23 protein-coding genes and 2 tRNA genes are annotated in these 25,564 nt (G+C 67.6%); 6 read left to right on the forward strand and 19 right to left on the reverse strand.

Features of this window, described 5'->3' with window-relative positions; translation table 11 throughout:
• Positions 1–34: 34 nt before the first annotated feature.
• The 3 genes from CNE_RS25730 to ribA form a co-directional block, all read right to left on the reverse strand.
• A complete protein-coding gene (locus CNE_RS25730; protein ID WP_013953222.1) occupies positions 35–1,405 on the reverse strand; it encodes a serine hydrolase domain-containing protein in 1,371 nt (456 codons plus the stop codon).
• 46 nt (positions 1,406–1,451) lie between these two features.
• Positions 1,452–1,931, reverse strand: coding sequence for a MarR family winged helix-turn-helix transcriptional regulator (locus CNE_RS25735; protein ID WP_013953223.1), 480 nt, complete (start codon positions 1,929–1,931; stop codon positions 1,452–1,454).
• Between the two features lie 178 nt (positions 1,932–2,109).
• Positions 2,110–2,706, reverse strand: coding sequence for a GTP cyclohydrolase II (gene ribA / locus CNE_RS25740; protein ID WP_013953224.1), 597 nt, complete (start codon positions 2,704–2,706; stop codon positions 2,110–2,112).
• A gap of 267 nt (positions 2,707–2,973) precedes the next feature.
• Between ribA and CNE_RS25745 the strand changes: the two genes are divergently transcribed.
• Positions 2,974–3,504 carry a hypothetical protein gene (locus CNE_RS25745; RefSeq protein ID WP_013953225.1) on the forward strand — a complete coding sequence of 177 codons (531 nt, stop codon included), beginning with the start codon at positions 2,974–2,976 and terminating at the stop codon, positions 3,502–3,504.
• Here CNE_RS25745 and CNE_RS25750 read toward each other — a convergent pair whose 3' ends face one another.
• On the reverse strand, positions 3,505–3,975 hold the full coding sequence (locus tag CNE_RS25750; protein ID WP_010814564.1) for an Lrp/AsnC family transcriptional regulator: 471 nt from the start codon (positions 3,973–3,975) through the stop codon (positions 3,505–3,507).
• 152 nt (positions 3,976–4,127) lie between these two features.
• Between CNE_RS25750 and CNE_RS25755 the strand changes: the two genes are divergently transcribed.
• On the forward strand, positions 4,128–4,469 hold the full coding sequence (locus CNE_RS25755) for a hypothetical protein (RefSeq protein WP_041228660.1): 342 nt from the start codon (positions 4,128–4,130) through the stop codon (positions 4,467–4,469).
• Between the two features lie 7 nt (positions 4,470–4,476).
• Here CNE_RS25755 and CNE_RS25760 read toward each other — a convergent pair whose 3' ends face one another.
• Positions 4,477–5,400 (reverse strand): LysR family transcriptional regulator, encoded by a 924-nt coding sequence (locus CNE_RS25760; protein ID WP_013953227.1) that lies wholly within the window; start codon positions 5,398–5,400, stop codon positions 4,477–4,479.
• 130 nt (positions 5,401–5,530) lie between these two features.
• On the opposite strand from CNE_RS25760, the gene metE reads away from it, so the two are divergent.
• Positions 5,531–7,909: a 5-methyltetrahydropteroyltriglutamate--homocysteine S-methyltransferase gene (gene metE, locus CNE_RS25765; protein ID WP_013953228.1), complete on the forward strand. Its 2,379-nt coding sequence runs from the start codon at positions 5,531–5,533 to the stop codon at positions 7,907–7,909.
• Positions 7,910–8,066: 157 nt separating this feature from the next.
• Here metE and CNE_RS25770 read toward each other — a convergent pair whose 3' ends face one another.
• The 6 genes from CNE_RS25770 to CNE_RS25795 all read right to left on the reverse strand — a co-directional run bounded on the left by CNE_RS25770 (position 8,067) and on the right by CNE_RS25795 (position 13,169).
• Positions 8,067–9,482, reverse strand: coding sequence for a DUF1254 domain-containing protein (locus CNE_RS25770; protein WP_041228661.1), 1,416 nt, complete (start codon positions 9,480–9,482; stop codon positions 8,067–8,069).
• A 258-nt stretch (positions 9,483–9,740) separates the two neighbouring features.
• Positions 9,741–10,520: a 3-oxoadipate enol-lactonase gene (gene pcaD / locus CNE_RS25775; RefSeq protein WP_013953230.1), complete on the reverse strand. Its 780-nt coding sequence runs from the start codon at positions 10,518–10,520 to the stop codon at positions 9,741–9,743.
• 39 nt (positions 10,521–10,559) lie between these two features.
• Complete coding sequence (gene catC / locus CNE_RS25780) at positions 10,560–10,844, reverse strand: muconolactone Delta-isomerase (protein WP_013953231.1); 285 nt, start codon at positions 10,842–10,844, stop codon at positions 10,560–10,562.
• A gap of 53 nt (positions 10,845–10,897) precedes the next feature.
• Entirely contained in the window at positions 10,898–11,194 is a 297-nt protein-coding gene (locus tag CNE_RS25785; protein WP_013953232.1) for a YciI family protein, read from the reverse strand.
• Between the two features lie 41 nt (positions 11,195–11,235).
• Positions 11,236–12,576: a short-chain fatty acid transporter gene (locus tag CNE_RS25790; protein ID WP_013953233.1), complete on the reverse strand. Its 1,341-nt coding sequence runs from the start codon at positions 12,574–12,576 to the stop codon at positions 11,236–11,238.
• Between the two features lie 215 nt (positions 12,577–12,791).
• Positions 12,792–13,169 carry a hypothetical protein gene (locus tag CNE_RS25795; RefSeq protein ID WP_013953234.1) on the reverse strand — a complete coding sequence of 126 codons (378 nt, stop codon included), beginning with the start codon at positions 13,167–13,169 and terminating at the stop codon, positions 12,792–12,794.
• A gap of 225 nt (positions 13,170–13,394) precedes the next feature.
• Here CNE_RS25795 and CNE_RS25800 point away from each other — a divergent pair, with 225 nt between their 5' ends.
• Positions 13,395–15,092 carry an MBL fold metallo-hydrolase gene (locus tag CNE_RS25800; RefSeq protein WP_041228662.1) on the forward strand — a complete coding sequence of 566 codons (1,698 nt, stop codon included), beginning with the start codon at positions 13,395–13,397 and terminating at the stop codon, positions 15,090–15,092.
• A gap of 88 nt (positions 15,093–15,180) precedes the next feature.
• Positions 15,181–15,257, forward strand: a tRNA-Arg gene (locus tag CNE_RS25805).
• Between the two features lie 90 nt (positions 15,258–15,347).
• Here CNE_RS25805 and CNE_RS25810 read toward each other — a convergent pair.
• Positions 15,348–16,241 (reverse strand): hydrolase, encoded by an 894-nt coding sequence (locus CNE_RS25810; RefSeq protein ID WP_013953236.1) that lies wholly within the window; start codon positions 16,239–16,241, stop codon positions 15,348–15,350.
• Between the two features lie 217 nt (positions 16,242–16,458).
• Between CNE_RS25810 and CNE_RS25815 the strand changes: the two genes are divergently transcribed.
• Positions 16,459–18,264 carry a GGDEF domain-containing protein gene (locus tag CNE_RS25815; protein WP_013953237.1) on the forward strand — a complete coding sequence of 602 codons (1,806 nt, stop codon included), beginning with the start codon at positions 16,459–16,461 and terminating at the stop codon, positions 18,262–18,264.
• A 160-nt stretch (positions 18,265–18,424) separates the two neighbouring features.
• Here the strand turns inward: CNE_RS25815 and CNE_RS25820 are convergent.
• The 7 genes from CNE_RS25820 to CNE_RS25850 form a co-directional block, all read right to left on the reverse strand.
• Positions 18,425–18,511 (reverse strand) — tRNA-Leu (locus tag CNE_RS25820).
• A 95-nt stretch (positions 18,512–18,606) separates the two neighbouring features.
• Positions 18,607–19,893 carry an amidohydrolase family protein gene (locus CNE_RS25825; protein ID WP_013953238.1) on the reverse strand — a complete coding sequence of 429 codons (1,287 nt, stop codon included), beginning with the start codon at positions 19,891–19,893 and terminating at the stop codon, positions 18,607–18,609.
• A 76-nt stretch (positions 19,894–19,969) separates the two neighbouring features.
• On the reverse strand, positions 19,970–20,662 hold the full coding sequence (locus CNE_RS25830; RefSeq protein ID WP_013953239.1) for a TetR/AcrR family transcriptional regulator: 693 nt from the start codon (positions 20,660–20,662) through the stop codon (positions 19,970–19,972).
• Positions 20,662–21,348: a uracil phosphoribosyltransferase gene (gene upp / locus CNE_RS25835; protein ID WP_013953240.1), complete on the reverse strand. Its 687-nt coding sequence runs from the start codon at positions 21,346–21,348 to the stop codon at positions 20,662–20,664. Before upp ends, CNE_RS25830 begins: the two co-directional genes overlap by 1 nt.
• A gap of 72 nt (positions 21,349–21,420) precedes the next feature.
• Positions 21,421–22,743 (reverse strand): URC4/urg3 family protein, encoded by a 1,323-nt coding sequence (locus tag CNE_RS25840; RefSeq protein ID WP_013953241.1) that lies wholly within the window; start codon positions 22,741–22,743, stop codon positions 21,421–21,423.
• Positions 22,740–23,978 (reverse strand): GTP cyclohydrolase II, encoded by a 1,239-nt coding sequence (locus tag CNE_RS25845; RefSeq protein WP_013953242.1) that lies wholly within the window; start codon positions 23,976–23,978, stop codon positions 22,740–22,742. Before CNE_RS25845 ends, CNE_RS25840 begins: the two co-directional genes overlap by 4 nt.
• Before the next feature lie 277 nt (positions 23,979–24,255).
• Positions 24,256–25,356, reverse strand: a complete 1,101-nt coding sequence (locus tag CNE_RS25850) for an acyltransferase family protein (protein ID WP_013953243.1) — start codon at positions 25,354–25,356, stop codon at positions 24,256–24,258.
• Between the last annotated feature and the right edge of the window lie 208 nt (positions 25,357–25,564).

The raw sequence follows: 25,564 nt of genomic DNA on the forward strand, positions 1-25,564 counted from the left end.
GGGCGACGCTGGGCACGCCGCCCGGTCCATCACCCTATCGCATCAGCGTTTCCGCCAGCGCCCGGAAGGCGCGGAACGTGATCGGATTGTTGGCCGCGTTGCCGGCCACGGGGTGCGACGCGTAGCGCACGATGGTCAGCTCGGCCTTGGGGTCGATATAGATGCGCTGGCCATGGATGCCGGCGGCCTGGAACATGCCGTGGCTGTCGTGCGAGACCCACCACATGTCGCGATAGCTCCAGCCCGGCAGCACCGGCGCGCTGGCCGACCTGGCAAACTGGTCCCGGTCGCCGCCGCCGCGGATATCCGCCACGACCGAGGCCGGAATGATCTGCTTGCCATTGAAGCGCCCGTTGCCGCGGATGGTCTCGCCAAAGCGCGCGAGGTCGCGCAGCGTGGTGTTCAGCCCGCCGCCGCCCGACTCCGTGCCGATGCTGTCCACGGTGAAGTACGCATCCTGCTCCGCACCCATCGGTTGCCAGATCCGCTCCGAGAGCAGCTTGGCCAGCGATTGGCCCGAGGCCCTGCGCACGATCCACGCGAGCACCTCGGCATTGACCGTCTTGTACGCAAACACAGCATTGTGGTCGCCTTCCTTCTGCAGGGTCTTCAGGAAGTCATAGAAACTCCCCGGGCCGCTGTAGCCCGCCGGGCGGCCCAGCATGCCGCCCGCACGCGCGTAGTCCCACACCTCTGCCTTTGGATTGGCATAGTCCTCGGAGTAGCGCACGCCGATGGTCATGTCCATGACCTGCCGCACCGTGGCGTCACCATAGGCCGTGCCAGCCAGCTCGGGCAGGTAGCGCGTCACCGGTGCTGCTGGGTCGAGCTTGCCGTCCGCTGCAAGCATCGCGGCCAGCGTGCCGACGAATGACTTCGTGACCGACATGGCGATATGGGGCGTGTGCCCGTCAAGCGCGCCGAAATAGCGCTCATAGATGACCTTGCCCTTGTGCATCACCAGGATGCCGTCGGTGTAGGTCAGCGCCAGCATCTCGTCGAAGGTGCGGCGGGTGCCATCGACATCGGTGAATGCCACCGCGCCGATGTCGCGTTCCGCACGCGGCAGCGCGCTGGCCGGGCCGGCGCCGCGCCAGACGGACGCGGTCGGCACCAGTTCACGGATATGCGAGAACAGCCAGCGATTGCGCGGGAACCTGTCGGCGCCCGGCGTATGCGTGATCAGCTTGTCCGGCGGCGGGGGGAAGCCCTGCATCCAGCCCAGGCGGTTCGGGTCGCTGTCCAGCGCGGCGACCAGCGTCGGCGCCGCGGCTGCCGGGGCGGCCGCACTCCCGGCGGTGCTGCCGGCGCTCTGGCTCCAGGCCGGCAGGCTGGCCGCGCACAGCGCCATGCATGCTAGGCGGCGCCAGGGGCGCGAGGATTCCGGAAGGGTCTTCAACGACATGCTGTCTCCTTGCTTTGTTTTGATTGAGGGATTGCCGCCCGCAGGGCTAGCCCGCCTGCGCATCCGCGCCCTGCTGATGCTCGATCAAAGCCGCGGTCAGCTTGTCAATGCAGCGATCCAGCGTCTGCACTTCCGCTTCCGTCAGCACGGAGAGAAACATCTTCTCCAGCACGTCGCCGCGCTGGTACGTCTGCGCGACCAGTGCTTCGCCCGCCGCTGTCAGGTAGAGGTTCAGCTGCCTGGCATCGGCCTCGCCGACTTCACGGCGCAGCAGGCCCCGCTTTGCCAGCGCGGTGACCAGCTTGGAAGTCACCGTTTTCTCCAGCAGCACCAGTTCGATCAGGCGCGTCAGCGTCAGGCCCGGCTCCAGCCCGGCAAAACGCAGCACACGCAACTCCCGCAGGCCGATGCCGAACTCGCGCTCGTAAAAGCCGGAGGCAGAGCTCTTGGTCATTTCACAGAGGCGGTTCAAGCGGAACGACATGAATTCCAGGATGGAATCGGTGGTGCTGGCAGTGTTGGACATGGGAACAGGTGATCAGGCGGCCAATAGATTCTATGGGCAATAGTTTCCATCAGCAACTAACCAAGGGTAAATACGGTTCGACGGGCTATCGCCTGGCAAAAGAAAAGGCCCGCCCCAGGATTCCTGGCAGCGGGCCTGTGCAGGCAGCGCGGCGGCTGCCTTCAGTACTCAACCGCGATCAGTCAAGCAGGTGCCCCATGCGCGTGCGCTTGGTGGCCAGGTACTTCTCGTTCTCGGCGTTGGACGGCACGATGTGGCGTAACTGCTCCGAGACCGTGATGCCGGCTTTCTCGAGCGCGGCGGCCTTGAGCGGATTGTTGCTCATCAGGCGCACGGACTTGACGCCCCACTGGTGCAGCAGATCGGCGGCAAAGGCGTAGTTGCGCGCGTCGATTTCCTGGCCCAGGGCCAGGTTGGCGTCGACGGTGTCGAGCCCGCCGTCCTGCAGGCGGTAGGCGCGGATCTTCTCGGCCAGGCCAATGCCGCGGCCTTCATGCCCGCGCAGGTACAGCAGGATGCCGCGGCCTTCGGCGGCGATCTTTTCCATCGCGAGCTCGAGCTGCGGGCCGCAGTCGCACCGGCAGGAACCGAAGACGTCGCCGGTCAGGCATTCGGAATGCATGCGGATCAGGACGTCATCGCCCGTCACATCGCCCACGCTGAGGGCCAGGTGTTCGATGCCTGAATCGGCGCCCTTGAAGGCGTGCGCCGTAAAGTCGCCGAATCGCGTCGGCAGGCGCGCCGAGTCGATCAGCTCAATTTCTGTGTCATTCATACCGGAATTCGTGGTCAAAAGGCGGGGGCGCGGCCCGGCACCGCCGACATTATGAGCGGAATTGCGCCTTCGCGCTCGGATTCCCCGCCGTGGCGGGACGGGGCGGCCGTCGGCGAAGTCCTACAGCAGTACGCGCGATCCACTTATGCAGCCGCTTCAGCCGGGTCGGTAGACTCGGTTTACAGGACATTCGCCAGAGCCGTCCCAGGCATCCGAAGCGCATTGTGCATCACCTGACGGCGGCCCTCGGCCCCAGCAGGAGCAGGCATGACCGGTAATCCCTTGAACGCTGAGCAAGCCAGTACCAAGATCGCAGCACTGTTCGATACCAGGTCGGCAGCCAGCGACGCCGCCGAACGGGTCTCCCATGAGGCCCACCTCAAGCGCGGGCAGGTGCGGCTAGTGCACCCATACGAAGCGCACTTCGGCCGCAAGCTGGAGCCCGAGGACGACGCCATCGCGCGCACCGCGGTGCGCTCGCACCTGATGATGGGTGCGCTGGGCGTGGTGATCGGGCTAGCCATTGTCGGCATCCTGCACCGGCAGGAGGTCGAGGCCGTCATGGACAGCCCGGGCCTCGCCGCCGGGGCGGCCATCTTCCTGGGCTTGGTGTTCGGCTTGCTGCTGGCGGGGCTGATGACCGCGCGGCCGGACCATCAACTGGTGATTACGCCGGTGCGTGAGGCCGTGCAGCATGGCCGCTGGGCGCTGCTGGTACACCCGACCACGCCGCAGCAATGCCACGAAGCCTTGCGCGCACTGCGCAATACCACGGCCGAGGTGCTCCGGACAGCCTGATCAGGGCTCGACCGAAGGCTCGCGCTTGAGGGTGCGCAGCACAAAGGTCGAGCGGCTGTGGCGCAGGCCAGGCAGCTTGTAGAGCTTGTGCCGCAGGAACTCCTCATAGCCCAGGGTCCCCGCCACGGCGACCTTGATCAGGTAGTCATATTCGCCCGTCAGCAAGTGGGCCTCCATCACCTCAGGCAATTCCGCCAGCGCCTTGCCGAAGCGGTACAGCATGTCGTCGTCGTGCCGCTCGAGCGTGACCTCGATCAGCACGGTATCGGGCAAGCCCAGCGCCTTCTGGTTCAGCAGCGCGGCGTAGCCTTCGATCACCCCGCTTTCTTCCAGCGCGCGCACGCGGTTCCAGCAAGGCGTGGCCGACAGGCCGACTTGCTCGGCCAGCCGCGCATTGGACAGGCGGCCATCACGCCGCAGTTCACGCAGGATGCGCCGGTCGGTGTCGTCGAGTTTGGGAGGCTGTGCCATCGCAATCGCTCACAAGAAAAGAAACATCCTCAAATTCTGCCATACATGGATACCTATTCTTCAATATGATCCATGTCGGAGAAAATAGAGAAGCCAATTTCGGGCAACGGCTGGTAAATTTACCCTATCGAACGACCTGCCGGAAACGACACATGCCAGCCACCACCCTCCCCACCCTACGCCTCTCGCTGCGACTCGATACCGCCGACCTGTTCGGCGCCATGGAATGGGTGCTGGCCAATGCGCGCCGTACCGGCCTGGCGCCGGCGCAACTCAGCTTCGACGCCGCCACGCAGGCCGTGCTGCATGCCACCCTGACGGCGGAGGATTCCGGCCTGCTGTGGCTGTTCCTGCGCCGCCTCGACAATGGTTTCGACGTGGAACTGCTGATTGCCGACGTGGATGACCCGGACAGCGACGCCATGGCAGAGGCTGCGCCGCGCGCCGCCACGCGCCGCACCGACCGCGAGCCGGCCCTGGCCCTGTCCGCGTGACCCGGGCCTAAGCAGCCTGCGGCAGCAGCTCGATCCCATCGAGCTGCGCCGCGCACGTATCGCGCACGATCGAGACAAAGTCCGCCACATAGGGCCGGCGCGCCATCGCCGCCGGCACCGTGGCGTAGAGCTCGCTCCACAACCCTCTGGCGCCGATGCGCTTGGCCAGCACGTAGTCGTGGTCAACGTAGTTCTTCACGCCCCAGTTGGGCAGCGCCGCCACGCCGCGGCGGCTGGCTACCAGCTGCAGCACCGCCACCGTCAGTTCCGCCGTGCGCCGTTCCAGGTGGATACCGGCAGGCTCCAGCACCTCGCGGATCAGGTCGATGCGCTGCTCCGGCACTGGATAAGTAATCAGCGTTTCGCCGGCCAGGTCCCCGGCTTCGATGCGGCGCTTGTTGCGCAGCCGGTGTTCATTGGCGATGACCGCCAGGATCTCGAAGCGGAACAGCGGCGCCACCTCCAGCCCGCGCCGGGCCGCCGGCAGCGAGCCGATCACCATGTCGGCGCGGCCGTCGCTGAGCAGCGCGATCGGGTCGGCGTGGAAGCCCGCCACCAAGTCCACCTCCACTTCCGGCCAGCGGCGGCGGAACTCATCCATCACCGGCATCAGCCAGTCAAAGCAGGTATGGCATTCCAGCACCACGCGCAGCTCGCCGCGGGTGTCGCCCTTGAGCCGTTCGATATCGCGGTCGGCCGCGCTGACCGCGGCCATCACCTCGCGCGCCAGCGCGAGCAGGCGTTCGCCCGCCGGCGTGAAGCGCAGCCCCTGGCGCGTGCGGTCGAACAGCGGCAGCCCGTAGTGCGATTCGATCGCCTTGATCTGGTGCGATAGCGCTGACTGGCTGACATGCACGCGCTCGGCCGCGGTGGCCAGCTTGCCGGACTCGGCAATCGCCACCAGCGAACGCAAATGGCGGACTTCGATCATGTCGTGCCCCCAACCTGCCGCCCGCCCATCTTGATATGAAACTGATTCATACGTTGTTTAAAACTTGTCGCTTGATTCATTTTACGGGCAAACCGACACTGTGCGCCAGACATCTTCCGGAGCAACATCCATGGCACGCACCCATATCCTCGGCTTTCCCCGCATCGGCGAACGCCGCGAACTGAAATTTGCACAAGAAGCGTTCTGGCGCGGCGACCGCACCGAAGCCGAGCTGCGCGACGTAGCCGCGCAACTGCGCCGCCGCCACTGGCAACTGCAGGCCGACCGCGGCCTGGACACCGTCGCCACCGGCGACTTTGCCTATTACGACCAGATGCTGAGCCTGACCGCGCTGCTGGGCGCGCTGCCGCGCCGCTTCGGTTTCGATCCGGCCCAGCTCACGCTGACGCAGTACTTCGAGCTGGCGCGCGGCAACCGCGAGCAGCCGGCCATGGAAATGACCAAGTGGTTCGACACAAACTACCACTACCTGGTCCCGGAACTGGACGCCGAGACCACGTTCGACGGCGGCCCGGCATGGTTCTTCGAGGAAGCCGATGAGGCGCTTGCGCTTGGCCTGCGCGCCCGCCCGGTGCTGATCGGGCCGGTCACCTACCTGTGGCTGTCCAAGAGCCATGTGGCGGGCTTTGACCGCCTGACGCTGCTGCCGCAACTGCTGCAGCGCTATCGCCGCATCCTTGGCCAGCTCAAGGCGCGCGGCATCGAATGGGTGCAGATCGACGAGCCGGCGCTGTGCCTGGACCTGGAGCCGGCCTGGCTCGACGCGTTCGACACCGCCTACGCTGCCTTGCGCGAAGCCGGCCCCAAGCTGCTGCTGGCCACCTATTTCGACACCGCCGCCGACCATGCGCAGCGCGCCGCTGCGCTGCCGGTCGATGGCTTCCATATCGACCTGGTGCGGGCGCCGGAACAGCTGGCAACGTGGCAGGCCGCGCTGCCCGCGCACGCCGTGCTGTCGCTGGGCGTGATCGACGGCCGCAATATCTGGGGCACCGACTTGCGCCGGGTGCTGGACACCCTGCGCCCGGTGCAGGCCGCGCTGGGCGAGCGCCTGTGGCTGGCACCGTCGTGCTCGCTGCTGCATGTGCCGGTGTCGCTCGCGCATGAAGTGCGCCTCGATGCCGAGCTGAAGTCGTGGCTCGCCTTCGCCACCGAAAAGCTCGACGAACTGTCCGTGCTGGCCCGCGCGTTGAACGAGGGCGACGCCGCCGTCGCCGAAGCGCTGGCAGCATCCGACGCCGCGCAGGCCTCGCGCCGCGCCTCGCGCCGGGTGGTCAACCCGCGTGTGCAGCAGCGGCTGGCAGCCGTGAGCGCCGGCATGGCCAACCGCGCCAGCCCCTTTGCCGAGCGCATCGAGCGCCAGCGCCAGGCGCTGCAGCTGCCGCTGTTGCCGACCACCACGATCGGCTCGTTCCCGCAGACCGCCGCCATCCGCCAGACCCGCGCCGCCTTCAAGCGCGGCGAGATCGGCGCGCTCGAATACCTGGAGCGCATCCGCGCCGAGATCGCCGTTGCCGTACGCAAGCAGGAAGCACTGGGGCTGGACGTGCTGGTGCACGGCGAAGCCGAGCGCAACGACATGGTCGAGTACTTCGGCGAGCAGCTGTGCGGCTACGGCTTTACCGAGAACGGCTGGGTGCAGAGCTATGGCTCGCGCTGCGTCAAGCCGCCGGTGATCTACGGCGATGTGTACAGGCCCGAGCCGATGACGGTCGATACCGCCCGCTATGCGCAATCGCTGACCGAGCGGCCGATGAAGGGCATGCTCACCGGCCCCATCACCATGCTGCAGTGGTCCTTCGTGCGTGACGACCAGCCGCGTGCCACCACCGCGCGCCAGCTGGCCCTGGCCATCCGCGATGAAGTGTGCGACCTGGAGCAGGCCGGCATTCGCGTGATCCAGATCGACGAACCCGCGCTGCGCGAAGGCCTGCCGCTGCGCCGCGCCGACTGGGATGCCTACCTGGACTGGGCCGTCACCGCCTTCCGGCTGTCGGCCAGCGGCGTGCAGGACCAGACCCAGATCCACACCCATATGTGCTATGCCGAGTTCAACGACATCCTGCCCGCCATCGCCGCCATGGACGCGGACGTGATCACCATCGAGACCTCGCGCTCGGCAATGGAACTGCTGGAAGGCTTCGGCGACTTCGACTACCCGAACGAGATCGGGCCGGGCGTCTACGACATCCACTCGCCACGGGTGCCGTCGGTGCAGGCCATGGAGCGGCTGCTGGACCGCGCCTGCGAGGTGGTGCCGCCGCAGCGGCTGTGGGTCAACCCGGACTGCGGCCTGAAGACGCGCGGCTGGGAAGAGACCGAAGCAGCGCTGGCCAATATGGTCAGCGCGGCCCGCGCGCTGCGCGCGCAGCTGTCGGCGCGGGGCGCAACGACATGGAAGCGCGTCAGCAAGCCTGCAGCCGCCACCGCCGCGGCAGCGCCCCACGCCAGCGGCGCGTGCACGGCCTGCGCTACGCACGCGCACTGAGCCGGCGCGGCGCCAATACCGCGGTGTTCTGTCCAGGCAGCGGGCGGGCCATCTACGCCGGGGTGCGCTACAACTTCTGAGCCTTGCGCCGGCAGGAAAAGGACAAAGGCCGCATGCCTGCGAGGGCATGCGGCCTTTGTCCTTGATGGCGGGATCGTCAGTTCACGCGCATCACCGCCGGCGGCATCCAGTTGCCGTCCAGCAGCACCTGCTCCGGCCAGTACGCGCGCAGCATCATGTTCAGGCCATCGGGCGGCGCCGGCAGCCAGTTCGCTGCCTTGGCGCCGGCCGGGCGCTCGTGCTGGATATAGATATCGAGCGAGCCGTCGCGGTTGTAGCGCAGGCGGTCGCGGCTGCCCACGGCGTAGCGCTGGATCGGGTTGGGAATGAAAGCCTGCCGGTCGTTGTACAGCGTCAGCGACCAGAACGCGCGTGCCGGCGGCAACTGGTCCTTGTCGAAATGCAGCACATAGCTTGCCCCGCCCTGCAGCGGCCTGCCGTTGGCATCCGTGCGGGTGGAGGCGTAGATCGCGTCTTCGGGCAGATTGGCACCCAGGCCCACCCAGGCAGTCACCGCGCGGCGGCCGTAGCTGGTGCCATAGGTGCCCAGGTCGCGATGCATGACCCAGCCGTTGCCGGCATCGGCATTGCCCTTGCGCGCGCCCTGCACGATGGCCGCCAGCGCCGCGGTGGCGCCCTCCTGCACCGCGCGCGCGGTGGAGGGCTCCATCACCGTGGTCTTGAACGGCACCCCGGGGGTGATGCCCATGCGGCGGAGCTTGTCGACCATGGCGGCATCGGCGGGCGCCGGCGGATTGGCCGGCAGCAAGGCGGCAAAGCGCGTGAAGAAGGCCTGTGCATCCATTGCCGCCACCTGCTCCACGGGCGAGCTTTCGGTGTCGATGGCCGTGGGCCGCGGCGCAGCCTTCTCGGCCACGCGCCTCCCGCCACCCCAGGCCGACAGCGGCGTCAGCCGGTACTGGTCCTGCAGCCGGTGCACCGCCGGGAAGTCCTGCTTGCCATTGGTCTGCGTGCGGCCGATCAGCCAGACCATCGACGTGGGCGAGCGGATCTCCTGCATGCCCTTGGGCAGCGTGCCGCGCCAGTCAGGCCCGGTGATGACGAAATTGCCGCGGCGGGTGCCGGTCGTGCGCTTGCCGGGCGACGCGAACACATTGGTCCACGCATCCATCAGCGGCATCAGGTAGTAGCGCCCTTGCGTATCGGGCACCGACAGGATAACCGGCTCCCTGGACAGGTCGAGCCAGGCCGACGAATACAGCGTGTCGGCGTTGGGGCTGACCACATCGGTGAAGCTTGCGTCCGGGAAGGTGCGCTTGTGGCTGAAGGTATTGACCGGCGTGCGCAGCGTCATCAGCTCGCGCGTCACGTCCATCAGCACCATCGGATAGGCGAAGGTGAAGACCTCGGCAGACAAGGCCTTCATGGCCTGGTCGGACGGCGGTTGCTCGGCGACTACCGGGCTGGCCCCGTGATCCGGCGCTGACACACAACCGGACAGCATGACGGCGAGCGTGACCGCGCTCGCCAGTTGACGAAAGGAAGGCTTCATGACCCCGTTTTCCCAATGTTTTTGCGGCTTTTCGGGCGTTGCGGCTATGACTGCCGGCATGTCTTCCCGAAGGCGCATCTATTCCGTGCGCATCTTGTCCCGCACGCCGGTGACCTGTCAATTCCCATGAAGTCGGGAAGCGAGGGCAAGCGCACCGAACGCCGGCGGCATCGGTCAGGGGTGAATCATAAGGCACTATAAGGGATGATGAAAGCCGCACGGATGGCCGCAGCCAGGAGCTTTTCCCTCTATCAGGCCTCAGCGCGTCAGGAAATCCAGCACCACCTTGCTGAATGCCTCGGCCTGCTCCAGGTTGGAGATATGTGCGGCCTCCAGCTCGACATAGTGGGCGCCCGGGATCGTCTGCGCCAGGAACACGCCATCGCGCGGCGGCGTGGGCAGGTCGCCCGAGCCGGCGATAACCAGCGTCGGCGTGGTGATCTTTACGATTTCCGCGCGCAGGTCGGCATCGCGCACGGCCAGGCAGTTGGCCGCATAGCCCGCGGCCGGGCTGGCGCCGAGCATGGCGCGCAGCGATGCCACCAGCCCCGGATGCGCGGCCGCGTACGGCGGGGTGAGCCATTTGTCGACCACCGCGGCCGCGATCGATGCCACGCCGTCGCGCTCCACCGCCGCGGCGCGGTTGGTCCAGTTCTCCGGCGGGCCGATATAGGCAGCGGTATTGCACAGCACCAGCTTTTGCAAGCGCGGGCCATGGTTCAGGGCCAGCCACATGCCAGTGATGCCACCCATCGACAAGCCGCAGAAACTGGCCTCGCCGATGCCAAGGTGATCGAGCAGCGCGATCACGTCCCCACCGAGTTGCGCGATGCTGTACGGACCCGCCGGCACCGACGACTCGCCATGGCCGCGCGTGTCATAGCGCAGCACGCGGAAGTGCTGGCTGAAGGCCGCCACCTGCGGCTCCCACATGCTGAAGCTGGTGCCCAGCGAATTGGACAGCACCAGCACCGGCAGGTGCTCGGCGCCATCGAGGCGGTAATGCAGTCGGACGTTGGCGAGGTCGGCGTATGGCATGGCGTTTGGCTCAGGATCAGTGGGCTGGGTGGCAGGCGCTCAGTTCGGTGCGATGGCCGAACCGTGTTGCGCCAGCGGCGTGACCTTGATCTCCATGTACGGGTACAGCGGCAGCGTGGTCAGCAGCGTGTGCAGTTCGTCGTTGTCGCCGACATCGAAGATGCTGACGTTAGCGTACTGGCCGACCACGCGCCACAGGTGGCGCCACTTGCCTTCGCGCTGCAGGCGCTGCGACATGGCCTTCTCGTCGGCCTTGAGCTGCTCGACCAGCTGCGGATCGAGCGATGCGGGAATCTTGACGGTCATTTCGGCCATGAACAACATGGGGTCTCCTTGTCTGGGGGTACGGTGGGATGGAGGCAGCGCGGGCCGCCTCGTCAAAGATGGCGCACGCCGTCGAGATAGGCCTTGCGCCAGCGCACGATGCGCACCTCGGCAAACAGGCCCGCCTCGGTGAACGGATCGGCGTCGATGAATTGCTTTGCCGCGTCGCGGGTGTCGACATCGACGATATAGATGCCGCCGCCGGCGTCCGAGCCATCGTCATTGAGCTTGGCGCCGCAGGCCAGCAGCAGCGCCTTGTTGGCTTCCAGGTAATCCAGGTGGCTGGCGCGGGTGGCCTGGCGCACATGCTGGTGATTGGGCTTGTCGACGGTCTCGATCAGGTACGGCATGGCGGTCCTCCTGTCAGCGGCACGCTGGCCGCGGGTCAAAGTCAGGCAATCTGCGCGCCCCACAGCAGCAGCGCGGCAATGTAGATCAGGCCCACCCAGAACATCATGATCACGGTGTAGCCCATCACGTCCTTCAGGTTCAGCTTGGACAGCGCCAGCGCCGGCAATATCCAGAACGGCTGCACCAGGTCGTTCCAGGCATTGCCGAGCATCACCGACATCGAGGTCTGGCTGACCGAGCTGTTGATGGCCTTGGCCGCATCGACCATGAACGGGCCCTGGATCATCCAGTGGCCACCGCCCGAGGGCGCGAAGAAGTTGATCACGAACGAGCTGAGCAGCCCCCAGAACGGCAGCGTCTGCGGCGTGGCGATCTCCACGAACACGCGCGAGATCGTATCCACCAGCCCCGAGCCGGCCATGATCGCCATGATGCCTGCATAGAACGGATACTGCAGGATGATGCCGGAAATGGTCTTGATGCCTTCGTTCAGCTTGGCCACGTAATTGACCGGCGTGCCCAGCAGCAGCACGCCCGCGAACAAGATCAGGAAGTTGATCAGGTTCAGGTCGAGCGAGCCGCCCTGCGTGAAGTAGATGACCGCGTAGGCCATGCCGCACAGGCCGATGGCCAGGCTCAGGATGCGGCTGTTGTTCAGGCGCGCGGCCAGCGTGTTCTCGCCGCCCATGCTGTGGGCCGAGCCGGTCTCGGCCTTGGCGGGTTCCTGGTCGCGGCGGATCTCCACCACATCGGCCGGGTTGCGCGGATGCAGCCAGGCATTGAGCAGCGGCAGCGTGACGATCACCGCCAGGCTGGTCAACAGCATCGGCGTGGAGAAGATGGTTTCAGACAGCGGGATCACGCCCATCAGCTTTTCCATCGGGTGGCCCGGGGTGGAGATCAGCACCGGGATGCTGGCCGACAGGCCCAGCCCGTATAGGGTGAAGCCGCTGTACGCGGCCGCGATGATCAGCGGGTAATGCACGCCACGGACCTTCATCGCCAGCTTCCTGGCGATGATGCCGCCGATCACCAGCCCGAAGCCCCAGTTCAGGTAGCTGCCGATGCCGCCCACCAGCGTGGCGACGATCACCGCGGTGCGCGGCGAGTGCACCGCGCTGACGATGCGGTCGAGCATGCGGTCAGTGAACGGCGCGGTGGCCAGCACATAGCCCATCGCCAGGATCACCGCCATCTGCGTGGTGAACGCCAGCAGGTTCCAGAACCCCTTGCCCCAGCTGACGATCACGGCCGGGGCTGCCTGCCCTTGCACCGTCACCGCCAGCGCCATCGTCAGCAAGGTCAGGCCGATGGCAAATACAAAGGGATCCGGCAAATACCGGCGCATGAGTTCGGTGAAGAACCCGGCGATCTTGCTCATAGTTTCCTTGTCTCCAGTGCCAGACAAAGTTACGCCATTAGAACTACAGTTCTATATGCGAACTTCGCAAATATGCGGGGCTATGCTAATGGCCGGTCGACCGGTAGGTCAAGGAAATGGGGAAGCGCGATTACATCCGTTTCGCGCAACAATTATGGGATTCGCCGCCCGGCATTTTCAGCGCAGGTGTCCCGCGATGCGGCCGATCGGCAGGATCAATACCGCATCTGCACATCGTCGACCTTGCCCGTGCGCGCGTTGTACAGGCAGGCATAGTGGAAGCTGATCGCCGACGAACTGTCGTCAGGCTCGAACACACCCTCCCCATTGACCGAGGTCTGCGCATTGGGACGCAGGTAGTACTGCTCGCGGTCGGCCATCAGCATCACGCTGCCGGGCTGCGGGTAGCGGCGCTTGAGGGCTTCCGCCACGGCCGGCTCGCAGGCCCTGGACGCGGCCCTGGATGCGGCTTGTGGATCGACGGTGATGCGGGTGGTGGCCGGGTGCACAGGGCGCGGTGCCATCTGCGGTGGCGTTTCGCAGGCGGCCAGCAGGCACACCAGCGGCAGGCACAGGCAAGAAGCTCGGATCACGCGGACCTCCTCCGAAGCAGGGCGCCGGCAACGGCATCCCAAAAAGTGAAGCGGAGCTATCAGGTTACTGCCTCCGGCCTGAAAAGCCAAAGCCGGCGCGCCCCGGCAGCCCGGGGCAACCCCCGGCGATAGCGAATCTTTGAACGCGGCTAAACTATGGCTCGCGGCAGCGCCCCCAGGTTCCGGCCAGGTGCGCGCCGCCAGCACAACCATGATGCCGACACAATGACAACCACAGAGACAAGCGGCAACCGCACTGCCAACCCTGCCCCCCTGCTGCGCACCGCCGCCAGCCTGCTCGTCGTGCGCGATGCGCCGGCCGGCATGGAAGTGCTGCTGGTACGCCGCGTCGAACGCGCCAACGACCGCAGCAGCGGCGCCTATGTTTTCCCCGGCGGCACGCTCGACGCGCAGGACAAGGCCCTGCACGCGCATGCCCACGGCCTGGACGACGCCGTTGCCAGCGAACGCCTGGGCCTGCCGGCCAGCGGCCTGGACTTCTACCTGGCCGCCTTGCGCGAATGCTATGAAGAGGCCGGCCTGCTGTTTGCCTGCGACCGCGACGGGCGCCTGCAGTCGCCGCACCAGCTCGACGCCGCCCGGCAGGCGCTGCTGCGCGAGGCGGTGCAGCGCGGCGGCCCCGGCCTGGCCCACGCTTGCGAGCAACTGGGCCTGCGCCTGGCGGCCGACCGGCTCGCCTATCACAGCTACTGGCTGACGCCGCCCGGCCTGCCCAAGCGTTTCGATACGCGCTTCTTTGTCGCCATCGCCCCCGAAGGCCAGGTGGCCGTGCCCGACGGCACCGAGATCGTGGAGCACCGCTGGATCCGCCCCGGCGAGGCCGCCGATCCGGCCAGCGGCCTGGCGCTGATGCACGTCACGCGCCGCACGCTGAGCTCGATCGCACAGTTTGAGAGCGCCGCGACCTGCTTCGCTTATTACTCGCAGTTGCGCGGCATTGCCTGCATCATGCCGAGGCTGGCCACCGGCGCGGCCGGCGTGCGCCCGGTGATGCCCAACGAGCCGTGCTACGCCGAGATCGGCCGCATCGATCCCGACGGCAACACGCACGGCCGTTATGAGCTGGCACCGGGCGTGCCGGTACGGCTGTCCGAGCGCGTCTGGCGCGTGACCGCCAACAACGGCAACGTGATGACGGGCCCGGGCACCAACACCTACCTGGTAGGCGGCGGCGCGCGCAATGAATGGGCCGTGATCGATCCGGGCCCGGACGATGCCGAGCACGTGCGCGCCATCCTTGCTGCCGCACCCGGTCCGATCCGCTGGATCCTCGCCACGCATACCCACCAGGACCACTCCCCCGCGGCCGCCGCGCTGCAGGCCGCCACCGGCGCCGCGGTGCTCGGGCGTGCTGCGCCAGCCGGCCAGTGGCAGGACGCCACCTTCGAACCACAGCGCGAACTCGACCACGGCGAGCGCCTTGCCATCACCGAGGACTGCACCCTGCGCGTGTGCCACACGCCGGGCCACGCCTCGAACCACCTCTGCTACCTGCTGGAAGAAGAAAAGACCCTCTTCACCGGCGACCACGTGATGCAGGGCTCGACCGTCGTCATCGGCCCGCCCGATGGCGACATGCGCGCCTACCTAGACTCGCTCGCCGCGCTGCAGGACGAAGACCTCGACTGGCTGGCGCCGGGGCATGGCTTCCTGATCGCGCGGCCGCAGGACGCCATCCGCGTCCTGGTCCGGCACCGGCTGCAGCGCGAGGCCAAGGTCGCTGCCGCGCTGCGCGAACTGGGTCCGGCACCGATCAGCGAGCTGGTCCTGCGCGTCTACGACGATGTGCCGCCGCGCATGCATCCGGTTGCGCAGCGCTCGCTGCTGGCGCACCTGCTCAAGCTGCGCGATGACGGCAAGGCGCAGGAAGCGGACGGCGTCTGGTCGGAAGCCACGGCGTAGCACTGGCGCGGGCATCGGGGCCAGTTGAAGTTTTTTGGCGGGGGGCTTGCGCAAACCAGAAATTGCGCTACAATGGCGCCTCTCGTGTGCGGCTGTAGCTCAGTTGGATAGAGTACTTGGCTACGAACCAAGGGGTCGTGGGTTCGAATCCTGCCAGCCGCGCCACCTATGCAGAAAGAAAAAGGGCTTCCGTTTCCGGAAGCCCTTTTTTCATTGCGGCGCTCGCATTTGGCGCCGCCCTCCCTGTTACCACCCCTACCACCGATAGCGCGCCCCGACCGTTCCGCCCGGGTTGCGCCCTGCCCTCACCTTGAACCATAGCTTCATGCCGGTCGACGTGTTGCCATGCGCGCCGATGTTGAAGGAGAACAGCCCGCGCAGCAGGTCGGCATCGATCTTGGTGCCGTTGATGTTGATGACCTGCTTGCGGCTGTCCTGCCACCAGTCTGCCTCGACGAAGGGATAGATGCCGGCCAGCCGCGTCGGCTGCGCGCCGTACAGGCGCACGCCGATACCGGCGGCGCTGGCATCGCCGGGCATGGCTTCCATCGGCATGCCGGAGACGGGAGACGTGCCAGGCTGGTAGGCCAGCTGCAAGCGCGGCTGGATGGTCAGCCCGCCTGCGCGCGGCACCACGGCATCGACCGCCAGCGCCATGGTGCGCATGCGGCTGTCGGTAAAACCGCCTGCGGTGGTGATGTCGTCCAGGTGCAGCGACACCCGGCGCGGGCGCTCCATGGCGGCGGTTTCACGGTCCACCGCGGCAAGACCGGGAGCATCGTCATCGGGCCCGGCGCCGGTGGCAAGCGTTAACGCGGATGGGGACGACGGCGACAGCGCGGCATACTCGACGGTGACGGGCTCGGCGGGCGTGGCGGACCAGGCAGGAGAAGCGGTGTCGGCAACCAGCAGATCAGGCACGTCGGCCATGACGGCCTGCCCGGGTTGCGTCTGCAGCGGCTGGTCCCAGCCGGAGACGCCATGGTTTTCCGGAACGGCGTCCTCTGCATGGGCCAGTGCACACATCAGCATGGCCAGGATGACGCTGTACTGCAGGTGATGCAGGACCATGCCGGGGTGCGCAGCACGTGCGTGCCACCCGGGGCAAGTCCCCGCCTCCCTTTCTCTCGATGACAAGACCGTAGTCATGGCAACCACCTTCGGACGTTATATGTGCCTGCCCGATGAGTTTGAGCATAGGTCAAATGCCCTGCCAGCGTTAGCCGGGAGTGTTCGGCCGCGCGCGCCCCGCGCGACGCTGTCGGCCAGCAAATTTGGCCTGGCCGCTGCGCCTTTTCGTCAATAATGGCGGTCATGACAAATCTTGCAGACATAGCCCGGCATGCTGCCGCCGGGAGCAAACCTTATGGCCTTGTGGCGACGTGCGCGCCGGCGTGAGTCCGAGCCCGGGGGCATGGCGCCGCCAGCCGGGCGCAGCCGCAGCCTGAAGCGCAAGCTGGCGATCGCCACGGCGGTCGGCGGGCTCTGCACCCTGGTGCTCGCCGCGCTGGTGATGGCCCGCTCGTATGGCGACTTCACCTCGGCCCGGCAGAACCTGTACGACATCTCGGCGTACCGCGAGTTGCTGGACGCCGCCAACGTGCTGTCCGCTGAACGCGGACCGGCCAACAGCGTGCTGGGAGAGCCACCCTCGCCCCACACCGCCGCGCGCGAACGCCTGCAAACCTTCCGCGCCCGCAGCGACGCCGCGCTGGCGCGCTTGGCCGCGCCGCCGCCGGCACCCTTCGGCCTGCACCACCACCACCTGCCGCCGCTGATGGTCGAGCGCGTGCGCGAACGCCTGGCGCGGGCGCGGGCCGAGATCGACGATCTCGCCGGGCGCCCGCGCCAGGACCGTGACATGGACGAGATCCGACACGCCATCGAAAGCATGTTCGAGGTCGTGGACGCGCTGCAGCCGGCCCTCGCCTGGCAGGTGCGCGAGCTCTCCGCCTGCGACGACGGCCTGGCGGCGCCGGCCCTGACAGGCAGGATGCTGGGCGACCTGCGCGAGTATGGCGGGCGCATCGCCTCGCAAATCATGGCGCCCGTGGCGGCGCGCCAGCCGATGCCGGTGCAGAGCCTGGTGGATGCCACGCGCTCGCGCGGCCGGCTGCTTGAGCTATGGCAGCTGGCAGGGCCGGCGTACAACATGTTCGGCGCCGTGCCCGCGCTGGAGCAGGCATACGCCGACGCCAGCCACCAGTTCTTCGGCCAGGGCCTGGCCATGATCGACAGCCTGGTTGCGCAGGGCCGCGTGTCGGGCCATTACTCGATGACGCCGACGGAGCTGACCAACCGCTATGTGCGCACGCTGGAGCCGCTGGAGCGGCTGCGCAGCGTATTCCTGGATGAGGTGGTCGCGCATTTCACCGCAACGCGCGCACAGGCGCTGCGCGAGCTGACGGCCGCGTGCGGCACGTCGGCGCTGATCCTTGCCGTGCTGGGATACGTGCTGGTGTTCACGCAGCGCTCGGTGTTCCTGCCGCTGCTGCAAGCCGGCGACGAAGTGATCGGCCTGGCCGAGGCGCGCGGCCACCCGCACTACGCTGCGCCAGCGGCGTCCACCAGGCCCGCGGCGGAGATGCGGCGCCTGTTCGATGCCATCGAGATCCTGCGCCGCAAGCTGCGCGAGCGCGCCTCGCTGACCGCGCAACTGGAACACCAGGCGCGCACCGACAGCCTGACCGGGCTGCTGAACCGGCGCGCGCTGGAGCTGGTGGCCGCGCAGTACGCGGCACACGACAGCGCCAGCCTGGTGCTGATCGACGTGGACCGCTTCAAGCAGATCAACGACCGCCACGGCCATGCCGCCGGCGACCAAGTGCTGCGCGACCTCGCTGCGATGATGCGCGCGCTGGTGCCGCCCGAAGGCGTGCTGGCACGCTTCGGCGGTGAGGAGTTCGCGCTGCTGCTGCCGCACGGCAGGCCGGGCGAGGCCGCCGCGCTGGCCGAGACCCTGCGCGCGGAAGTCGCATCCCGCCCGGTCTACCTGTCCAGCACCACCCAGCTGCGCGTCACCGCCAGCTTCGGCGTGGCCATCGGACGCGGCGGCGAGCGCCACTGGCAGCGGCTATTCGGCGCGGCCGACGCTGCCATGTACCGCGCCAAGGCCGAAGGGCGCAACTGCGTTCGCGAGGCACAGCGCGAGGAAGGGGTAGCAACCGGCTGAACCAGGCCGACCCCGGAACCAGCACGGAAACGATGGACGAAAAAAACCCGCATCGCTGCGGGTTTCTTCCAGATATCCGAGGCCGGTGCCCGGCAAGGACTCGGTCACCTACGCCGGCTGAAACGAAGAAAGGCTCGCTTGCGCGAGCCTTTCTAAATATTGGTGCCCAGAAGAGGACTCGAACCTCCACAGTGTTGCCACCGCTAGGACCTGAACCTAGTGCGTCTACCAATTCCGCCATCTGGGCTTCGTTTCGCTGCATTGCTGCCGCGATGCGAAGAAAGAAATTATGCCGAGCCCGACAGGGACTGTCAACACCTTGGCGCAAAAAATTTGTGCTCCCTATTGCCCGCCGCCGTGCCGCAGGAAGTCCACCTGCGCCGGCCGGCCAGGCAGGTCCAGCGCGGCCATCGCCGGGGGCGTGCTGGCGATGGACTTGCCGGCACGCAGTACCCGCAGGCGCGTGGCGCGCAGGCGGATCGCCTCCACCGGGTCGCGCGCCTGCAGCAGCACCAGGTCGGCGCGGCAGCCAGGCGCCACGCCGTAGGCGTCCAGCCCCAGGATCTGCGCGGGCGTGGCGGTCACCGCGGCAAAGCAGGCGCGCATGGCCTCCTGCCCGGTCATCTGCGCAACGTGCAGCCCCATGTGCGCCACTTCCAGCATGTCGCCGGAGCCGAGGCTGTACCACGGATCCATCACGCAATCGTGGCCGAACGCCACCCGCACGCCGGCCTCCAGCAACTCCGGCACGCGCGTCATGCCGCGGCGCCGCGGATAGGTATCGTGCCGCCCCTGCAGCGTGATGTTGATCAGCGGATTGGCGATCGCCGCCACGCCGGCCTCGCGCATCAGCGGGATCAGCTTGGACACGTAGTAGTTGTCCATGGAATGCATCGAAGTCAGGTGCGAGCCCGCCACCCTGCCCTGCAGGCCGAGCCGGACGGACTCGCTGGCCAGCGTCTCGATATGGCGCGACAGCGGGTCGTCGCTCTCGTCGCAATGCATGTCGACGCGCAGGCCGCGGTCCGCCGCCAGTTCGCACAGCAGCCGGACCGATTCGGCGCCCTGCGCCATGGTGCGCTCGAAATGCGGGATGCCGCCGACCACGTCGACGCCCATGTCCAGCGCGCGCTTCAGGTTGTCCAGCGCGCCGGGCGCGCGCAGCACCCCGTCCTGCGGGAACGCCACCAGCTGCAGGTCCAGGTAAGGACGCACGCGCTCGCGCACGTGCAGCAGCGCCTCCACCGCCAGCAGCCGCGGATCACACACGTCCACATGCGAGCGGATCGCCAGCAGCCCGCGCGCCACCGCCCAGTCGCAATAGGCCAGTGCGCGCTCGACCAGCGCTTCCTGCGTCAGCATCGGCTTGAGCTCGCCCCACAGCGCAATGCCTTCGAGCAGCGTGCCCGACTGGTTCACGCGCGGCAGACCGTACGACAGCGTGGCGTCCATATGGAAGTGCGCATCGACGAACGGCGGCGTCACCAACTGGCCGGCCGCATCGATCTCCTCGGCGGCGCGTGCAGCCAGTGCCGGCTCAACCGCGGCGATGCGGCCTGCGGCAATGCCGATATCGATGTCGGTGCGCCCGTCGGGCAGGTTGCAATGCCGCAGGATCAGGTCGAGCATGGGGGTCTCTCAGGCAGCAGGCACGGCGATGTTCTCACGGCGCCGGCTCGGGCGCCACGGTGGGCGGGTCCAGGCGTCATACGCGCCGGTCGGGCGCCGCAGGCTCGGGCTCGAGTCCGCAGCCGCGCAGCAGCAGCGCCACCAGGTGCTCGGTGGCCTGCGCATAGTCCTGCTGCTTCAGCTGGCTGACGCCGAGCACCGCGCATACCTGCGACTCGAAATCCGCATAGGTCTGCGTGGCCGCCCAGATCGTGAAGAACAGGTGCTGCGGGTCGACCGGCGCCATCTGGCCGCGGTCGATCCACTGCTGCACCACCGCCGCCTTGCGCGACACCAGCTCGCGCAGCACCTGCCGCAGGACCTCGCCGATCTCATGCGCGCCGTGCAGCAGTTCATTGGCAAATACGCGCGATGCATCCGGATGACTGGCCGACAGCCGCATCTTGGCGCGGATGTATTGTTCCAGCGCCACCTGAGGCGGCAGCTCGGCGCGGATGATATCGGTCTCCGACAGCCACAGCTGCAGCGTATGCGCCAGCACGGCGCGGTACAGCGCCTGCTTAGTGCGGAAGTAGTAATGCAGGTTGGACTTTGGCACGCCGGCGCGCATTGCGATCTCGGCCATGGTGGCGCCGGCAAAGCCCGCGCGCGCGAAGACATGCTCGGCCGCGTGCAGGATCATGGCCTGGTTCTCCTGCCGGATGCGCCCGCCCGGGGCATCGCACGCGGGTAGCGGGCGCCGCGCCGTGGCGCTGGCGGGCGCGTCCATCAGCGCGTGCCGTAGAGGCGGTCGCCGGCGTCGCCCAGCCCGGGCACGATATACCCGTGCTCGTTGAGCGTGTCGTCGATGGCCGCGGTGACGATGCCGACCTCAGGGTGCGCTGCACGCAGCGCGCGCAGCCCGGGGCGCGAGGCGATCAGGCACACGTACTTCATGGTGGTGACGCCGGCCTCTTTCAGGCGGTTCAGCGCGGCGATGGCCGAGTTGCCGGTGGCTAGCATCGGGTCCACCACGATCACCATGCGCTCCTGGATGTCTTCCGGCATCTTGAAGTAGTACTCGATCGGCTCCAGCGTCTCGGGGTCGCGGTACAGGCCGATATGCCCGACGCGCGCCGCCGGCAGCAGTTCCAGCATGCCGTCGATAAAGCCGTTGCCCGCGCGCAGGATCGACACCAGGCACAGCTTCTTGCCGGACAGCACCCGCGACTGCATCGGCGCGATCGGCGTGCGGATGGCGACGGTCTCCATGGCCAGGTCGCGCGTGGCTTCGTAGGTCAGCAACTGGCTGATTTCGCGCACCAGCCGGCGGAAGTTGTCGGTGGTGGTCTCCTCGCTGCGCACCAGGGTGACCTTGTGCTGCACCAGCGGGTGGTCGACGACCAGCACGCCGGGCAGGCCGGCAGCATCGGCATCGAGTGGGTCAACAGCGGGAACAGCGGACATGTCGTTCATGGTGACGCTCCTGATGCCACGTTTCACATGCAATGCCTGCCAGCAACGTCGGCCGCCTGGCGGCCGACGTGCTCAGAACACGGTGCCGTCGCTGATGATGGCGAACGGCGGCGCGCCACCCGGGCGCCGCTTGGCGGCAATGCGGCGCCCCGCCGCCCAGGTGCCGCCTTCCAGCACGCGCGCCAGCGGGAAATTTTCTTCCTGCAAGCCAAGCGCCTGGCGCACGCCGTCGGCCACCAGGTCCAGGCCGGTCACTGTCAGCGCGCGCCATTCGACGATCACGGGCTCATCCACCGCATGCGGCACGGCGGCAAAACCGGGGTCGCGCGGCACCATCAGCTCGAAGTCGTAGAGCAGGCCGCCGTTGCGGTATTCGGGCAGGCCCGTCAGCGCGTCCAGCCCGGTCACGGTCAGGCCGGCGTCTTCCAGCGGCTCCAGCAGTGAATAGGTCAGCCATTGCGTGAGCTTGTGGAACGGTACCAGCCCGCCCGGCGCGGCCGGATGCCGCCAGCAGTCGCCCAGCGAAACGCCTTCGACAATGATCCGCCCCGGCCATACCGGCCCCAGGCCGACCAGCAGCGTGCGCAGCAGGAAGCCGGCGTCGAGCTGCCCGTTGACCGCATGCGCCTTCAGGTAGTCGTAGAGGTTGCCCAGCCGCGCCGGCCGGCCGAACAGCGCCGGAGTCGCCTCCATCACCTCGCCCAGGCGGCGCAGCAGGCCGGCGCGGCCTTCCAGCCCCACCAGCGGGTTGTGCTGCGCGACCTGGAAGGCGTGGGCGATGCTGTCGGCATCGATGCGCTGCAGCCGCTCGGCGTCCGCGCGCAGCGGATCGCCCGGCGCGGCCGAGAAGCCGCCGCGCGCGAACAGGACGAAGCTGGCCACGCCCAGCCCTTCCGAGCGCGTCAGCACCAGGTCGCTGGCCGGATCGCGGTAACGCCAGTCCGGGCCGGCGCCGGCATCCAGCAGTACGCTTGGAATGACCAGGTCGATGCCGATGCGGGCGCGCTCCTCGCGGTGCTCTGGCCCGCTCAGCGCGGCACGCTCGCACAACACCTGCCAGCGGTCCGCGCGCTGGTCGACGGCGCCACTTTCAAAATGGCGCCAGCGGCTGTGGTACGGCACCTGCAGGTCCGGATAGCGCTGGCGGATGGTGCTGGCGACATAGTCGGCAATTGCATGCACGCGGTCCGGATGCCAGGTGAAAAGCTCGGACGCGCCGCTGGCCACGTGTTCGGTGACCGCCGCGCAATGCGTGCGCACCGCCTCGGCACACAGCAGCGCCGAGGCGGGATGCCCTTCCGGCACCGGGCTCAGCCAGCCGGCACCCGGCCGCATCTCGTTACCTGTGCCCTGGCGGTCCATGCCGGGCTTGCCATCCTCGGGAAACATCGTCATTCGTTCAACCCCCTGCCCTTTGCCAGGGCCAGTTCGTTCGCATCCGGCGGCGTGTAGTGCGTAAAGTAGCCGGCGGCCACCTTGGCATCGATCTCGACACGGGCATCGGCGGGGATCAGGGCCTCGGGGATGGCCACCTGCTCGACCACCTCGATGCCCTGCGCCACCAGCGCGCCATGCTTCATGTTGCTCATCGACGCCCAGCGGTCGATGCGGCGGATGCCCAGCCAATGGAACACATCCGGCATCAACTCCTGGAAACGCATGTCCTGCACGCCTGCCACGCATTCGGTGCGGGCAAAGTAAGTCTCGGCACGGTCGCCGCCCACCTGCCGCTTGCGGGCGTTGTAGACCAGGAACTTGGTCACCTCGCCCAGCGCGCGGCCCTCCTTGCGGTTGTAGACCACCAGCCCGACACCGCCCTGCTGCGCCATCTCGATGCACACCTCGATGCCATGTGCCAGATACGGCCGGCAGGTACAGATGTCTGACCCGAACACATCCGATCCGTTGCATTCATCGTGCACGCGGCACGCCACGCGGGTCTCGGGCTTGCCCAGCTGGCTGACGTCGCCGAAGAAGTACAGCGTCATGCCGCCGATGGGCGGAAGGAACACCTTCAGGTCCGGCCGCGTCACCAGTTCCGGGAACATGCCGCCGGTCTGCTCGAACAGGCTGCGGCGCAGCACGCTTTCCTTGATGCCGAAACGGGCCGCCAGCCCGGGTAGGTACCACACCGGGTCGACCGCCGCCTTGGTCACCCGCACGTCGCCATTGGCATGGAGGATGTCGCCGTCGGGCTTGAGCCGGCCGGCCGCAATGGCCGACACCAGCTCCGGCATGTTGATATGCGCACGGGTGACGGCGATGGTCGGGCGAATATCCACGCCGGCCGCGATGCGGTCGGCAAAGACGGTGGAAACCAGGTGGCCCCAGGGATCCAGCGAGACAATTTTCTCCGGGTCGCCCCATTGCGGATGCGGCCCAATGGCTTCCGCCGGCGCGGTATCGGTCAGGTCGGTGCGATGGTCGCGCTGCAAAGCGCCCGCGGCAACCGCCAGGGCCCGGTAGATGGCGTAGGCGCCAGCATGAGTGCCGATCACATTGCGCTGTGCCGGATTCGCCAGGCTGGCGATGACCGGCCCGCGCTCGGCCGCCGTGGGGGCGCCCCAGTGGATGGGCTCGGCCGGCTTGTCGCGGCGTGCGTGTGAGGTGAGGACGATATGGTCGGACATGGCACCCTCGGTTCCCGATGGAATCCTGACCAAATGGTCAGGTTTACGATTCCATACTAGGCAACCTTTGTGCCATCGCCCAATGCCCGTTTACGCGAGTGTTGCGGCAATGTGTGTGGCGCCGAACGCAAGTCCGCGCTGGCGGCATGCACGCATCGCGTGCCGGCGGCGAGACATCGCGGGTGCATACGCACCAACAAAAGGCGCGCACGGCCATGCGGGCACGGCGCCGTCCGGGGCAAACCGTGCCGCCGCTGCGCGGCAGTGCCTGCAAGCATTACACGCTTTGCCGGCCGGCGGGGTCGCGGCCGTTGCCCAGCAGCGCACGCAGCGCCGCCAGCGGCTGGGCGCTTTCGATGTAGCGATAAAACAGCACGCCGGCCACATTGCTGAGCCCCCACGCGGCAACCATGCCGAGCGCGTTCAGCACCGGCTGGCCCGGCGCCAGGTTCGACACCAGCGCGTTGACCAGCAGGCAAACCGGAAAGTGAACCAGGAACACCGAATAGGAAATGCGCCCGAAGAAGCCGACCACGCGCGCCCGCGGCCAGCGCTCCAGCCAGCCGCCGCGGCGCGCCACCGCCAGCAGCAGCGCAGTGGCAAGCGCCACCGCGATGCGCAGCCGGAAATCCACCGCCAGCGCCGCCAGCGCGACCGCGCCGATAAGCAGCAGCGGCAACACCGGGCGGCCGGGGTTGGACGCCCAGTAGGCCAGCGCCCCCATGCCATAGGCGCCGAAGAAGTACACGGCCCAGATATCCCACGCGGCATCGCGGTTGAACCAGAACAGCGACGCCACCGCCACCAGCGCCACGATGCCGATGCTGGCCCCGGCACCCGCCGGCGCTTTCCCGCCCGCCACGGCGCGCGCGGCCCACAGCGCGCCCAGCAGCAGCGCAAACAGCTGCAGGTCGATAGCCACGTACCAGACCCCGGCCGAGAGCGCATCGACATCGAGCACGTTATGCAGCAGCGTCACGTGCGCCAGGAACTGCAGCAGGCCGGGCGGCGCGGGGATCGAGTCGTGCACCATCCAATGGCGCGCCAGGGCGGCACCGGCAATGCTGAGCAGCAGCGCCGCGGCAAAGGGCACCACCAGCTTCTGGTAGCGCCGCCACAGCACCAGCAGCGGATGCTGGCGGATCTCCAGCCGGCCATGCGGCGCCAGGCTGCGCGCGGCGAGAAAGCCGCTGATCACTAGGAAGACCTGCACAGCGATGCGGGCGTAGTCGTACAGCCAGTCCACCAGCCCCGGGGCCAGCCGATACGCGGTATCGGACATCGGGCCATAGAAGGCCAGGTGATGGAGCACGATCAACTGGGAGCTGACCGCTTTCAGGGCGTCGATGCAAGGCAGGCGCGACGGACGAGGGCTCATTGTTATAGGAATGCTGCAATTGCCACGGAAGGCGCGATTCTACCTGCTTGCACCGGCTCTAATATGGCGCATACGCCACTACCTATAGATTCGTTACACACTGCCCCGGCTTGTTGCGAGTTTGCCGTCGCGGCCCAAAATTCAACTGTCGGGTGGATAGGGGGGACGTCAGGCTTGAACCACGTATTCAAGGGACGTTTCTTTGTGC

The sequence above is a fragment of the Cupriavidus necator N-1 genome, from assembly GCF_000219215.1.
Classification (GTDB): Bacteria; Pseudomonadota; Gammaproteobacteria; order Burkholderiales; family Burkholderiaceae; genus Cupriavidus; species Cupriavidus necator.